At 75.0% G+C, this 13,568-nt stretch carries 9 protein-coding genes and 1 pseudogene; 7 read left to right on the top strand and 3 right to left on the bottom strand.

Annotation, left to right across the window (positions count from 1 at the left end; translation table 11 throughout):
* Positions 1-46: 46 nt before the first annotated feature.
* On the bottom strand, positions 47-796 hold the full coding sequence (locus ACVWNX_RS24115; protein WP_454409844.1) for an SGNH/GDSL hydrolase family protein: 750 nt from the start codon (positions 794-796) through the stop codon (positions 47-49).
* 293 nt (positions 797-1,089) lie between these two features.
* Here ACVWNX_RS24115 and ACVWNX_RS24120 point away from each other — a divergent pair, with 293 nt between their 5' ends.
* Positions 1,090-1,923 (top strand): TetR/AcrR family transcriptional regulator, encoded by an 834-nt coding sequence (locus ACVWNX_RS24120; RefSeq protein WP_454409845.1) that lies wholly within the window; start codon positions 1,090-1,092, stop codon positions 1,921-1,923.
* A 25-nt stretch (positions 1,924-1,948) separates the two neighbouring features.
* On the opposite strand, the gene ACVWNX_RS24125 is transcribed toward ACVWNX_RS24120, so the two are convergent.
* The gene (locus tag ACVWNX_RS24125) at positions 1,949-2,215 is read right to left on the bottom strand and encodes a protealysin inhibitor emfourin (protein WP_454409847.1); all 267 of its coding nucleotides are present in this window, start codon (positions 2,213-2,215) and stop codon (positions 1,949-1,951) included.
* Positions 2,216-2,236: 21 nt separating this feature from the next.
* The gene (locus ACVWNX_RS24130; RefSeq protein ID WP_454409849.1) at positions 2,237-3,301 is read right to left on the bottom strand and encodes a M4 family metallopeptidase; all 1,065 of its coding nucleotides are present in this window, start codon (positions 3,299-3,301) and stop codon (positions 2,237-2,239) included.
* A 581-nt stretch (positions 3,302-3,882) separates the two neighbouring features.
* Here ACVWNX_RS24130 and leuA point away from each other — a divergent pair.
* The 6 genes and pseudogenes from leuA to ACVWNX_RS24160 all read left to right on the top strand — a co-directional run bounded on the left by leuA (position 3,883) and on the right by ACVWNX_RS24160 (position 13,535).
* Positions 3,883-5,577, top strand: a complete 1,695-nt coding sequence (gene leuA, locus ACVWNX_RS24135) for a 2-isopropylmalate synthase (RefSeq protein ID WP_454414913.1) — start codon at positions 3,883-3,885, stop codon at positions 5,575-5,577.
* A 161-nt stretch (positions 5,578-5,738) separates the two neighbouring features.
* Positions 5,739-6,455 (top strand): TerB family tellurite resistance protein, encoded by a 717-nt coding sequence (locus ACVWNX_RS24140; protein WP_454414914.1) that lies wholly within the window; start codon positions 5,739-5,741, stop codon positions 6,453-6,455.
* Between the two features lie 769 nt (positions 6,456-7,224).
* Positions 7,225-9,375 carry an MMPL family transporter gene (locus ACVWNX_RS24145; RefSeq protein ID WP_454409851.1) on the top strand — a complete coding sequence of 717 codons (2,151 nt, stop codon included), beginning with the start codon at positions 7,225-7,227 and terminating at the stop codon, positions 9,373-9,375.
* 657 nt (positions 9,376-10,032) lie between these two features.
* Positions 10,033-11,190 (top strand): annotated as a pseudogene (locus tag ACVWNX_RS24150) (sensor histidine kinase); the annotation flags it as partial.
* Between the two features lie 409 nt (positions 11,191-11,599).
* Positions 11,600-12,268 carry a response regulator gene (locus tag ACVWNX_RS24155; protein WP_454409852.1) on the top strand — a complete coding sequence of 223 codons (669 nt, stop codon included), beginning with the start codon at positions 11,600-11,602 and terminating at the stop codon, positions 12,266-12,268.
* A 400-nt stretch (positions 12,269-12,668) separates the two neighbouring features.
* Complete coding sequence (locus ACVWNX_RS24160; RefSeq protein WP_454409853.1) at positions 12,669-13,535, top strand: hypothetical protein; 867 nt, start codon at positions 12,669-12,671, stop codon at positions 13,533-13,535.
* Positions 13,536-13,568: the final 33 nt, after the last annotated feature.

Below are 13,568 nucleotides of genomic sequence, written 5' to 3' on the forward strand. Positions count from 1 at the left end.
CGGCCCCGCGCCCCCTGGCCCCGTGCCCCTTCCCGCCCTCGTCCGCTCAGACCGGGGGAACGGGTGAGGGGACGGCCGTGACCTCCGCCAGGGTGGACAGCCGTCCGGCGAGCACCCGGGCCCAGGCCCGGTACCCCTGGGCCGAGGGATGGAACCGGTCCGCCGCCATCCAGGGGCCGGGGAACTCCGGCATCCCGCCCGAGTGCAGATGGTGGACGCCGTCGCCGCGCCGGGCCACCGCGCGCAACTGCCGGTCGAGCAGGGCGACGTAGAGCCGGAGCGGAACGCGGGCGGCCGGGGGCAGCGCCGCCACGCCGCGCAGGTCCGGCAGCCCCGCGAAGACCACCGGGACGTCCGCCCCGAGCCGTAGCCGGACGTCCCGGACCAGCCGCCCGGCCTCCCGGCGCAGGGTCCGGGGCCGTCGCAGCCGCAGCGCGTCGTTGGTGCCCGCGACGACCACCACCAAGTCGGGCGTCCACCGGGTCACCGGGTCGGTGAGCCCGGACAGCAGGTCCCGGCGCACGGTGGTGAGGGTGGCGCCGGACCGGGCGGAGACCCGCCAGGAGACCGCCCGCCCGGTGATCGCGGTCAACGCCGCCGCCAGTTCGCCCGGCAGCGCCTCCCGCAGCACGGAGGCGCCCACCCCCGCCGCGACCGAGTCCCCGACGACGGCCATCCGCAGGGCGGGGACACCGGTGCCCCACGGCGGTGCCTGTGTCGTCCCGCTGGTGTCCCCGGCCGCCTCGGGCAGCCGGGCGAGATCCCTGCGGAAGGCCCGTGTACTCCGCGTGAGCATGGCGCAACCCCTCGTGTGGTGTTCGTGCGGTCGTCGTCGGCTGTGCTGTGTGGTGGGGGAGGTGGCGGTGCCGGGTCCGCCGCCCCCGCCCCGGGTCCGCCGCCCTGGTCCGGGTCCGCCGCCCCCGCCGCCGTCCCGCTCTCCGTTGCCCCGGTCCCGCTGTCCCGGTCCCGTTGTCCCGGGCGGCGCACGGCGGCACGGCGGCATAACGGCATGGCGGTTTCCGGCCCCGGGCGGGCGCCCGGGCGTCATTCATAACACCGTTATATCTATAACAGCGTTATGGTGCTTCCGTGTCAACCGACGACCGATCCGCCCCCTCCGACGGCCCGCGCGCGGACTCCGCCGACGGGCGAGCGACCCCCGGCGGCCGACGGCGCGCCCCCTCCGCCGACCGGAGGGCGTCCACCGACGGCCGGACGGGGGCCGCGTCCCGGACCGGAACCGGCGACCGCGCCGGGGCCGTCGACGTCCGCCGCCGCCTCCTCGACCAGGCCGCCCGGGTGCTCGCCGACGAGGGCGCCGCCGCGCTCAGCGCCCGTCGGCTGGCCCGGGAGGCCGGTACCTCGACCATGGCCGTCTACACCCACTTCGGGTCGATGCCCGGACTGGTGCGCGCGCTGATCACCGAGGGCTTCGACCGCTTCCACGACCGGGTCGGCCGCGCCGGGGCCGCCCACCCGGACGACCCGGTGGCGGAACTCGCCGCCCTCGGCCTCGCCTACCAGGGCTTCGCCCGTGACGAACCCGACGCGTACGCGGTGATGTTCGGCGGTGCGGTGGTCGCCGGGTTCGAGCTGACTGACGAGGACCGCCGACTCGGCATCCACGTCCTGCGGGCGCCCCGCGACGCGATCCGCCGCTGCGTCGCGGCGGGCCGCTTCCGCCCCGACGCCGACCCCGACCTCCTGGTCCGCCAGCTCTTCTGCCAGATGCACGGACTGGCCCAGCTCGGCCGCGCCCGCTACGTCGCGGGCGCCTTCGGGCCCCCGGACGTGCTGCGCGCCATGCTCCTCGACCTCGCCCGGGCCGCCGGGGACGACCCCGGGTCGGCCGCCGCGTCCGTGACGGCCGGATTGGCCGCCGGACCGACGGCGGGACCGACGGCCGGGGCGGCGGCGGGATAGGCCGCCGCCCCGGGGCCGCCCCCGGTCAGGCGCCTTCCTTCAGCACCCGCCGCACCAACTCCCGCTGGGCGTCGCTCAGCCGGGGGTCCGCGCAGTACGCGGTGCGGCCGTCCACCGTGATGCGGTACTGGAAACCGTCCGGCACGCCCGTCGGGGCGGCCGGGCGGGCGCCGCTCAACGCCCGCTCGGCCAGCGCGTGCCACGCCTCGGCGTCGGGACGGCCGGTGGTGTCCACCTCCGCCCGCCGCTCGATCCCCGCGAACCCTCCGGTGCGCCGCACGACGATACGCATGTCCGTTCGCCTACCCCGTGCTCAGCCCGTCGGAACGCCCACCGTGGACCACGCCTTGACCACGGCCGCCAGTTCGGCGCCGTCCCCGAACCGGGCCCGCGCCGCCGCCAGGGTCAGCCGGGCGAACTCCGCGAAGTCGGCGTCCGCCGCCAGCTCGCCGCCGGTCAGGGTGTCGTACCAGACCTGCCCGGCCCGCTCCCAGGCGTGACCGCCGAGTTCGGTGGCGAACAGGTAGAACGCGTGGTTCGGGATGCCCGAGTTGATGTGGACGCCGCCGTTGTCCCGGTTGGTGCGGACGTAGTCGTCCATCGTCGCGGGCTGCGGGTCCTTGCCGAGGACATCGTCGTCGTACGCGGTGCCCGGCGCCTTCATCGACCGCAGCGCCACGCCCTGCACGTCCGGGCCGAGCAGCCCCGCGCCGATCAGCCAGTCGGCGTCGGCGGCGGTCTGGCCCAGCGCGTGCTGCTTGATGAGCACGCCGAACACATCGGCCACCGACTCGTTGAGGGCGCCCGACTGCCCGTAGTACTCCAGGTTGGCGGTGTACTGCACCACGCCGTGGGTCAGTTCGTGCCCGATCACGTCCACCGGGAGCGTGAAGTCGAGGAACAGGTCCCCGTCGCCGTCCCCGAACACCATCTGCTCGCCGTTCCAGAAGGCGTTGGCGTACTGCCGCCCGTAGTGGACGGTGGCGATCAGCGGCAGCCCGGCGTCGTCGATCGAGCGGCGGCCGTACGCCTTCAGATACAGGTCGAAGGTGGCGCCGAGGCCCGCGTGCGCGCGGTTGACGGTGGCGTCGCGGCCCGGCGGGTCGTCCTCGTCGCGGACCTTGCTCCCGGGCAGCACCTCGCGGTGCTTGGCGTCGTGGATGTTGCGGTCCGGGGTGTCGGAGGGCGCGGCGGTGGGTGCGGCGACGGCCCGCAGGGTGGTGATCCGGCGGCGGGTGCGCTGGGCGGCGTCCAGCTCCAGGGTGCGGCGCGCGGCCTCCGCCCGGCCCGCGTCCTCGGCCTGGGCGAGCTTGTCGAGGACGTGGGGCGGGACGACGGTGCAGAAGACGGGGTGATGACCCGATCGCTGTGGTGTCATGACCGCAATGTGGCAGTAGGTCACTCTGTTGTCACCCCAGGTGACGGAGATTTGGCGAAAAGGAGTGAAGACCCGGGGGAGGGCGTGTACGGGGCCGGGGCCCGTGCGCCCCCCGTCCGCGCGGGGGCACCCCTCCCCGTCCGCGAGGGGCGTCCTCCCGTCCGTGACGAGGGGCGTCCTCCCGTCCGTGACGAGGGGCGTCCTCCCGTGCGTGAGGGGTGGGCTCCGGGCCCGGGACGTGCGGGGACTCCCGGCGGGGTCCCGCGCGCCCCGGCCGCCACGGGGCCCTCCCCGCGTCCCGCATACTGGAACAGGCCACCGCCCCCGGGAAGGCTCGGCTAGGCTGCACGCACCATGCGTTTCGGGCTGCTTCTCCTTAGCTGCCGCGGCGAGGGCCTGTAGTCGTAGGCCGACCCCCTCCCCGCGGAGTTCGGTGTTGCGCTCAGCCGTCGGCCGTCCCCCGTGGACCAAGAGGAGCCCTACGCATCATGTCCAGCACGTCCCGCCCCGCCGTCGACCCCTCTTCCGTCGGGCGCCCCACGCCGGTCACCAACGCGACGCACCACCAGCGGCCCACGTCGATGCCGATCCACAAGTACCGCCCGTACGAGCAGGTCGACATCGCCGACCGCGCCTGGCCGGACAACCGGATCACCCGGGCCCCCCGCTGGCTGTCCACCGATCTGCGCGACGGCAACCAGGCCCTGATCGACCCCATGTCGCCCGCCCGCAAACGGGAGATGTTCGACCTGCTGGTGGCCATGGGCTACAAGGAGATCGAGGTCGGCTTCCCCGCCTCCGGACAGACCGACTTCGACTTCGTCCGGTCGATCATCGAGGACCCGGACGCCATCCCCGACGACGTCACGATCTCCGTCCTCACCCAGGCCCGCGAGGACCTGATCGAGCGCACCGTGGAAGCGCTGGTCGGCGCCAGGCGCGCCACCGTCCACCTGTACAACGCGACCGCGCCGGTCTTCCGCCGCGTCGTCTTCCGGGGCTCCAAGGAACAGATCAAGCAGATCGCCGTGGACGGCACCCGGCTGGTCATGGAGTACGCCGAGAAGCTGCTCGACGACCGCACCGTCTTCGGCTACCAGTACAGCCCCGAGATCTTCACCGACACCGAGCTGGACTTCGCGCTGGAGGTCTGCGAGGCGGTCATGGACGTCTGGCAGCCCGAGGCCGGGCGCGAGATCATCCTCAACCTGCCCGCCACCGTCGAACGCTCCACCCCCTCCACCCACGCCGACCGCTTCGAGTGGATGAGCCGCCGGCTGTCCCGCCGCGAGCACGTCTGCCTGTCCGTCCACCCCCACAACGACCGGGGCACCGCCGTCGCCGCCGCCGAACTGGCGCTGATGGCCGGAGCCGACCGCGTCGAGGGCTGTCTGTTCGGCCAGGGCGAGCGCACCGGCAACGTCGACCTGGTCACCCTGGGCATGAACCTGTTCTCGCAGGGCGTCGACCCGCAGATCGACTTCTCCCGCATCGACGAGATCCGCCGCACCGCCGAGTACTGCAACCAGATGGAGGTCCACCCCCGCCACCCGTACGTGGGCGACCTCGTCTACACCTCCTTCTCCGGCTCCCACCAGGACGCCATCAAGAAGGGCTTCGACGCGATGGAGGCCACCGCCGCCGCCCAGGGCCGGACCGTCGACGAGATCGAGTGGGCCGTCCCCTACCTGCCCATCGACCCCAAGGACGTCGGCCGCTCCTACGAGGCCGTGATCCGCGTCAACTCGCAGTCCGGCAAGGGCGGCATCGCCTACGTCCTGAAGAACGAGCACAAGCTGGACCTGCCCCGGCGGATGCAGATCGAGTTCTCGAAGATCATCCAGGCGAAGACCGACGCCGAGGGCGGCGAGGTCACCCCCGCCGACATCTGGAACGTCTTCCGCGACGAGTACCTGCCCAACCCCGACGACCCGTGGGGCCGCGTCCAGCTGCGCACCGGCCAGTCCACCACCGACACCGACGGCGTGGACACGCTGACCGTGGAGGCCACCGTCGACGGCGCCGACACCGTGCTGGGCGGCACCGGCAACGGCCCGATCTCCGCGTTCTTCGACGCCCTCCAGTCCATCGGCATCGACGTACGGCTGCTGGACTACCAGGAGCACACCATGAGCGAGGGCGCCTCCGCGCAGGCAGCCTCGTACATCGAGTGCGCGATCGACGGCAAGGTCCTCTGGGGCATCGGCATCGACGCGAACACGACACGTGCCTCGCTGAAGGCGGTCGTCTCCGCCGTCAACCGCGCCGCCCGCTGACCCCCGCCACCTGCGCGTCCCGTTCCCCGGCCGCCCGCGCGGCGGCCGGGGACCCGTCGTCTCCCGGCCACCTTCACCTCCAGGGTGCTGACGGCACCCGGTGGATGTGGCTAACATCACGCCAGCACGGCGAGGTTGCCATGATGTTGCGGAGGTGTGACGTGCTGCCGAGCGAGGGCCGGAAGTGCCGGGGTGGCCGTGGCGCCCGCCGACGCCGTCTGCTGGGGACCCGCACTGTCTGGACGACCGTCGCGGACGGCGAGTTCTTCTGTCCCGGCTGCGGAGGCGACCGCAACTACGAACGCCGCACCGGACGCCGCCGGTTCGCCGTCCTCGGCGTGCCGCTGCTGCCCCGTGGCGCGACCGCCCCCGTCGTCGAATGCGTCACCTGCCGGGAACGCTTCGGCACCGACGCCCTCGACCATCCCACCACCGCCCGGTTCTCCGCGATGCTCCGCGACGCCGTCCACACCGTCGCCCTCGCGGTCCTCGCCGCGGGCGGCACCGGCGCCCGCCGCACCGTGGACACCGCCCTCGACGCGCTCCGCCGCGCCGGACACCGCGACTGCGACGAGGAACGCCTCATCGCCCTCGTCGAAGCCGTCAGCGCCGACACCGGACGGCTCCCCGGCCTCTACGGCGCCCCCGGCCTCACCGGCTTCGCCATCGAACTCCACGAGGCCCTCGAACCCCTCGCCCCGCACCTCGCCCCGCCCGGCCGCGAGTCCCTCCTCCTCCAAGGCGCCCGGATCGCCCTCGCCGACGGCGCCTACACCCCCGCCGAGCGCGACATCCTCGCCACCGTGGGCCGCGCCCTCGCTCTCGGCCCCGAGGACGTCACCCGACTCCTCGCCACGGCCCGCCCCACCCCCTCCTGACCCCGGACGGGTCCCTCCCGGGTCCCTCCCGGGCCCCTGTGCCCCGTGCCGTCACCGGAGCCCCGGCCAGGCCCCCTCGGTTCCGCGCGCCACGCGTCCGGCACCGCCCCCCTGCGCCCCGCGCCGCCGAACCGGCCGGGGCTGGCCTCCTCGCCCCGCCCCTGGCCTGCGCCCCTTCGGGCACGCCCTGACGGGGCGGGGGGCGGCCGGGTGCGGGTCCGCTGTGGCCGTTCGCGCAGTTCCCCGCGCCCCTTCGGGTGCGTGCTGCTTGATCCCCTGGTCCGCGGCGGGGGTCCGCTGTGGCTGTTCGCGCAGTTCCTCGCGCCCCTTCGGGCGCGGGCCACCCGTTCTCCGTGGTCCGGTGCGGGTTCGCCGTGGCTGCTCGCGCAGTTCCCCGCGCCCCTGGCGGGGCCCGACACCCCGGGCCGGTCGGGTGCCCGCCAAGGGGCGCGGGGAACTGCGTGATCGGGCCCGGACCGGCTTCTTGCCCCGGTCGCGGGCCGCCCCTCCTGACATGGTGGGCCGCCCGGTCGCACTGTCCCGGTCGCGGGCCGCTCCTCCGTGGCCCGGGGGGACGGGCTGTCCTGTCAGGAGTCCGCCCGGTGCCGTGTCCTGGCGGTCCTCCGGCGACCCGGTCGGTGGTTCCGGCCGCGTCCCCCGGGAGTACTCCGCCGGAGGTACTCCGCCCTCTCTCGCGCCCCCGGAGGTAACCGTCAACTCGCCCTCCAGCGCGAGGAAACCCGTCCCGCCGGGCGGAACGCTGGAACACGTGAAGACATCGACCTCCCCGCCCCAGCGGCCACCACGCGCACGGTCCCGCAAGGTCATCCCCTGGGCCGTCCTCGGCCTGTGGATCGCGGTCCTCGCGATCGTGCTCCCCTTCGCGGGGAAGCTCACCGACGTCCAGCGCGACCGCCCCGTCGACTACCTGCCCGCCAGCGCCGACTCCACCCAGGTCGCCAAGATCCAGGACAGTTTCCCCGGCGGCGAAGCCACCGAACTCGTCCTCGTCTACCACCGCGACGGCGGCCTCACCGACGCCGACCGCGCCACCGCCCGCCGCCAGACCGGCGCCATCGCCGCCGCCCACGACCTCACCGCCCCGCCCGAGGGCATCCCCTCCCGCGACGGCACCACCCTCATGTACCCGGTCGCCACCCACGCGCCCGGCACGGACGAGGAAGCCCGCACCGCGTTCGTCGACGACGTCCGCGACACCGCCTCCGGCAACGGCGGACTCACCGTCGAGGTCGGCGGCCCCGCCGCCTTCGACGTCGACGCCAACGAGGTCTACGAATCGCTCGGCGGCCCCCTCCTCTACACCACCGTCGCCGTCGTCGCGATCCTCCTCGTCATCATCTACCGCAGCCCCTTCCTGCTGCTGATACCGCTGATCAGCGCGGGCAGCGCCGAACTCATCGCCCGCGCCGGGGCCTACGGCCTCAACCAGCTCTTCGACACCCCCGTCAGCGGCCAGAGCTCCGGGATCATGACCATCCTGGTCTTCGGCGTCGGCACCGACTACGCCCTGCTGCTCGTCGCCCGCTACCGCGAGGAACTCCGCCGCCACCTCCACGCCCACGACGCCATGGCCGCCGCCCTGCGCGGCTGCGGCCCCGCCGTCCTCGCCTCCTCCGGCACCGTCGCCGCCGGACTGCTCTGCCTGCTCGTCGCCGACCTCAACAGCAGCCGGGGCATGGGCCCGCTCGGCACCCTCGGCGTCCTGAGCGCGCTCGTCGCCATGCTCACCCTGCTCCCCGCGCTCCTCGTCCTCGCCGGCCGCCGGGTGTTCTGGCCGCTGATCCCCGCCCACGGCGTCGAACCCAAGGCCCGGACCTCGGTGTTCGCCCGCATGGGCACCTCCGCGAGCCGCCGCCCCCTCACGGTGCTCATCGGCGGCGCCGCCCTCCTCGGCGCCCTCGCGCTCGGCGTGCTCAACCTGCCCGGCTCCCTCAAGCAGCAGGACAGCTTCACCAGCCGCCCCGAGTCGATCGCCGCCACGGAGACCCTCATCGAGGCGTTCCCCGAGCGCGGCGCCCAACCCGTCGTCGTCATCACCCCCACCGACCGCGCGACCGCCACCCTCGCCGCCACCCGCGACGTCCGCGGCGTCGACGCCGCGGTACGCGGACGCTCCGCCGACGGCTGGACCGAGATCTCCGTCACCGCCGCGGCCAAACCGGAGTCCGCCGCCGAGACCCGCACCATCGAAGCGCTCCGCGACACCCTCGAAGGGTCCTACGTCGGCGGAGCCAGCGCCGAACAACTCGACCTCAAGGAGACCCACGCCAAGGACCTGAGGATCGTCATCCCCCTCGTCCTCGGCTCCGTCCTCCTCGTCCTCGTCCTGCTGCTGCGCTCGCTCGTCGCCCCCCTGCTGCTCATCGCCGCCGTGGTCGCGGTCTGGGGCGCCTCCCTCGGCATCGGCGGACTCGTCTTCGGCCCGCTGTTCGGCTTCGAGGGCTCCGACCCCGGACTCGGACTGCTCACCTTCGTGTTCCTCGTCGCCCTCGGCGTCGACTACGGGATCTTCCTGATGCACCGCATGCGGGAGGAGGGCCTCGCCGGGGCCGAACCCGCCGCCGCCGCGCTCAGCGCGCTCCGCAGCACCGGAGCGGTGATCGCCTCGGCGGGACTCGTCCTCGCCGCCACCTTCGGCGTCCTCGTCAACCTGCCGATGGTCCAACTGGTGCAGGTCGGTTTCGTCATCGCGATCGGCGTCCTCCTCGACACCTTCCTCGTCCGCACCTACCTGGTCACCAGCGCCAGCGTGGCGCTCGGCCGCCGGGTGTGGTGGCCCGGTCCGCTGTCCCGGCCCGCGCACCGGAACCCGGACCCGGGGCCTGCCGGGGGCGTACGGGAGCAGGGCCGCGCGGAGGCCGGCGCGGACGCGGCGGGGGAGTCGGTGTCCGTTCCGTAGGTCTCCGGTCCCGGACCCGCTGGGGGGACCCGGGACCACCGGCCGCCCCTGGGGTTGCCCGGGCCACCGGATCTCCGGGGGCGTCCGGGGGCGCCAGGGGCGGCCGGTGGACCGGAGCCCTCCAGGGGGCCGTGTGACCCCGGGTGCGCCCAAGGGCCGCCCCCGGGGCCCTCTAGCCGTCCGAGGCCGTCTCCGATGCCGTCCAGGACCGTCCCGGGGCGGCCTGGAGCCGTTGCGGGGCCGTCTGGCCCCGCCTCCGCCCCGCTTCTCCGGTCCGTTGAGGACGGCCTCCCGCCCGCCCCGGTGCCCCTCCCCTCCCGGAGGGGCGTCCCCATACCGCAGGATGGCTCCGTGGAACCCAACTCCCGCCAGGCTCAGGCCCGTGAGGAAACGACCCGGCCCGGGCCCACCCCGACCACTGCCCTGACCGTTCCCGCCCCCGGAAACGTCCGGGCCGCCGGGGACGTCGGGGCCTCCGGGGACGCCGCCCGGGGCGCGCTCCCCGTGCTCACCGGCCCGTCCGGCCCCTCCCCAGTCCCTCCCGACCCGTCCGGCTCATCCGGCCTGTCCGGTCTGTCCGACCCGCTCGGTCCGCCCGGTCCGCCCGGTCCGCTCGGTCCGCCCGAGGCGTCCTACCGCCGTCGCCCCGTCCCGCGCCTGCTCCTCCGGGTCTGGCGACTGGTGTGCGAGGACCGCGTCCTCGCCGTCCTCGCCGCCGTCACCGCCGTCACCATCGCGCTGCTCTGCGACCCCGGGAGCCGCCCCGACGCCTTCGGCTGGAGCCTGCTGCTGGCCTCGCACGTCCCGCTCGCCTTCCGCAGCCGGGCACCGCTGGCCGCGCTGCTGGCGGTGATCGCGCTCGTCACCCCGTACCACGCGCTCGACTACAACCACACCGCCCCCGGCCCCGTCGTCTACCTGGCCCTCTACACCCTCGCCGTCCGCAGCACCCTGCGCCGGACGGTGTGGGTCGCGGCCGGCACGGTGGGCCTGTCCATGTCGGTGATGCTCGCGATCAGCCCGCACGACGCGTTGGAACTGCTGCGCATCTCCGGCTGGGTGGTCGCCGTCCTCGTCGTCGGCGCCTACGTACGGATCCACCAGGCCAGCGTGCGGGCGGCCACCGAACGGGCGGAACGCGCCGAACGGACCCGGGAGGAGGAGGCCCGCCGCCGGGTCGCCGAGGAACGCCTGAGGATCGCCCGCGACCTGCACGACCTGCTCGCCCACACGATCACCCTCGTCGGGGTGCAGACCTCCGTCGCCGCGCACGTCCTCACCGCCGACCCGGAGCGGCTCGACCGGGCTGCGGTCGCCCGCGCCCTGGACGACATCGCCGAGACCTGCCGCACCGCGCGCGGCGAACTGCGCACCACCCTGGAGGTGTTGCGCGCGGACACCCCCGGCGAACCGCGCGGCCCGCTGCCCGGTCTCGGCGGACTGCCCGACCTGGTGGAGGCCGCGCGGTCCGCGGGCGCCGAGGTCACCCTCACCACCCGGGGCGGGTCCGGCGCCCAGCCGCCCCCCGCGGTCGGCGCGGCGGCCTACCGGATCGTCCAGGAGGCCCTGACCAACGCGGTGCGCCACGCGGGACCCGGCGTCGGGGTGACCGTCGCGGTCCGGGGCTCGGAGACGACGCTGGAGGTCATCGTGGCCGACGGCGGACGGACCCCCGCCGCCCCGCCGCCGAACCCGGCCGCCCCGCCCGGCTTCGGCCTCATCGGGATGCGGGAGCGGGCCCGGAGCGTCGGCGGCACCCTGGACGCGGGCCCCCGACCCGACGGCGGTTTCACCGTGACGGCCCTGCTGCCGCTCGGCCCGGCGCTGCACGGCGCCCCGGAGACGGCGAGCGGCCCGGGCACGGCGCGCGTCCCCGGGACGGCTGGTGTCCCGGGGACGGCGGGTGTCCCGGACGCGGTGAGCGGCGCGGGCACGGCGAGCGGTGGGTGCATCGGGCGGGGTGGCGCTTGGACCAGCACGGTGACCGCCGCGGTGACCGGAGCGGTGGGCGACGCGGTGGCCGGCGCGGTCGGGGCGCGGCGCGGGGCCGTGCGGGCCCCGGAGGCCGTCGTGGACGGTCCGCCCCGCCCGTGGCAGGGTTCCGGGCAGGGGACGACGGGGCGGGGCCGCACGCCGGACCCGGCCCACGGGACGGGGCCGGGGAAGGCCCCCGCGTGAGCCGCCGTCCCCCACCACCGACCCACCACATCCTCCGGGGGACCCAGTGACGATCCGCGTGCTGCTCGCCGACGACCAGACGCTGGTACGGGCCGCGTTCGCGATGCTCGTGGAATCGGCGCCCGACATGGAGGTCGTGGGCCAGGCCGGAACCGGCCGCGAGGCCGTCGAGCTCGCCCGCACCGCACGGGCGGACCTCGTGGTGATGGACGTCCGCATGCCCGACCTCGACGGGATCGCCGCGACCCGGCTCATCGCGGAGGACGAGGACCTCGCGGGCGTCCGGGTCCTCGTACTCACCACCTACGACACCGACGAGCACATCATCGAGGCGCTGCGCGCGGGCGCGTCCGGTTTCCTGGTCAAGGACACCCGCCCCGCCGAACTCCTCGACGCGATACGGCTGGTGGCCCAGGGCGAGGCGCTGCTGTCGCCCGGCCCGACGGCCCGGCTGATCGCCCGTGCGCTGCGCGCCCCCGACCCCGGCCGCCACACCCACCGGACCCCCGACGGGCTCACCGAACGGGAACGCCAGGTCCTCACCCTGGTCGCGCGCGGCCTCACCAACCAGGAGATCGCCGACACCCTGAGCCTCAGCCCCCTCACCTCGAAGACCCACGTCAGCCGCATCATGGGCAAGGTGGGTGCCCGGGACCGCGCCCAGTTGGTGATCCTCGGGTACGAGTCGGGGCTGGTGCGGCCCGGCGGGGGGTGAACGGTCGTCGGGGGGTGAACGGTCGTCGGGGGAGCCGCGACCTGGATCGGCCGGGCGGCTGGGCCGGAGCGTGCGCCGCACCCTGCCCCGGGACTTGCCCCAGGTTTTGAGCAGGCGCAGGAGCAGGAGCAGGAGCAGGGACGGGGTGGGGCGGGCGCGGGGCGGCGGGGACGGGGCGGGGGTAGGAACGGGCAACGGGGGCTTGGACTTGGGGCCGGACGGCCTGGGTGGGGACCCGGTCGGGGAAGGACCGGCGGACGGGGCCGGGGTACTGAGGAATACCCCACCCCGACTGTGCGGCCCACCCCAGTGACCGCACCCCCACCCACCCGGGATCGTGGTCCACACAGCGGTAGCCCGCAGCCACCGTCCGTCACCCGCCCGCCCCGGAGGAACCACCTTGCGCGCCACCACACTCCTCTCACCACCCGCCACCGGTGTCCCCGGACGCGCCCTCGCTCTGCTGACCGCCCTCGCCACGGCCCTGCTGACCGTCTTCGTCATCGCCCCGCGCCCCCTGGCGGGCATCGGCCCGGGCATCGGGTTCGCCAGCAGAACCGATCTCACCGACGCCGTCCGCGAGACGTTCGCCGGATACTGGGGCGCGGGCCGGGGGGAGTTCTCCCCGGGCCTGGAACAGGTCGTCGACTACTGGTTCCGCTACCACGTGGCGAAAGCCCTGATAGCCGCCGCCCTGTTGGTGGTGTTCGCCGCTCTCGGCGCGCTCCTCTGGAGAACGTTCCTGAGGGCCGCCGGTCCCGGGAAGGGAGGCCGGGCCGCCCTCGCTTCCAGCGGTGGTCTCGTCACCGCGCTCGCGCTGCTCTCCCTGGCGACGCTGATGGCCAACGTCCAGGGCGCGACGGCACCCTTCGCCTCGCTGCTGCCGACCCTGGCGTCGGGGCGGGGCTCCGGGGAGTCCTCCGAGGCACTCGATCAAGCCAGACGCGCGCTGGACGAGTCCCTGAGCGCCGGGACGGCCCCTCCGCCCGCCCTGGCCTCGATGATCAGCGACTTCGCCCGCTTCCATGTGGCGATGGCCGTGATGGCGGCGGTCGTGGCGGTCGTCCTCGCCGTGATCGGCGCGGTGGCGTGGCGGCGGTTCGCGGCCACGGCGGCGTCCGAGCGGAGGGCGCGGCGGACCCGGGCGGTCTCCGGCGGCCTCGCGGTGCTGGTGTCGCTGGTCGCGGTGGTGGTCGCGGTGGCCAACACCACCACGGCGGCGGATCCGGGACCGGCTCTGCTGGCCTTCTTCGAGGGCGGTTGGTGACCCTCCGGGGAGGGGATGACGGCCTCCCCGGAG

This window comes from Streptomyces sp. JNUCC 64, from assembly GCF_054484115.1.

Bases quoted from the DNA above. Each gene is read 5' to 3' on its own strand.
- ACVWNX_RS24115 (WP_454409844.1), bottom strand. From the start codon at position 796: ATGCTCACGCGGAGTACACGGGCCTTCCGCAGGGATCTCGCCCGGCTG.
- ACVWNX_RS24130 (WP_454409849.1), bottom strand. From the start codon at position 3,301: ATGACACCACAGCGATCGGGTCATCACCCCGTCTTCTGCACCGTCGTC.
- ACVWNX_RS24125 (WP_454409847.1), bottom strand. From the start codon at position 2,215: ATGCGTATCGTCGTGCGGCGCACCGGAGGGTTCGCGGGGATCGAGCGG.
- leuA (WP_454414913.1), top strand. From the start codon at position 3,883: ATGCCGATCCACAAGTACCGCCCGTACGAGCAGGTCGACATCGCCGAC.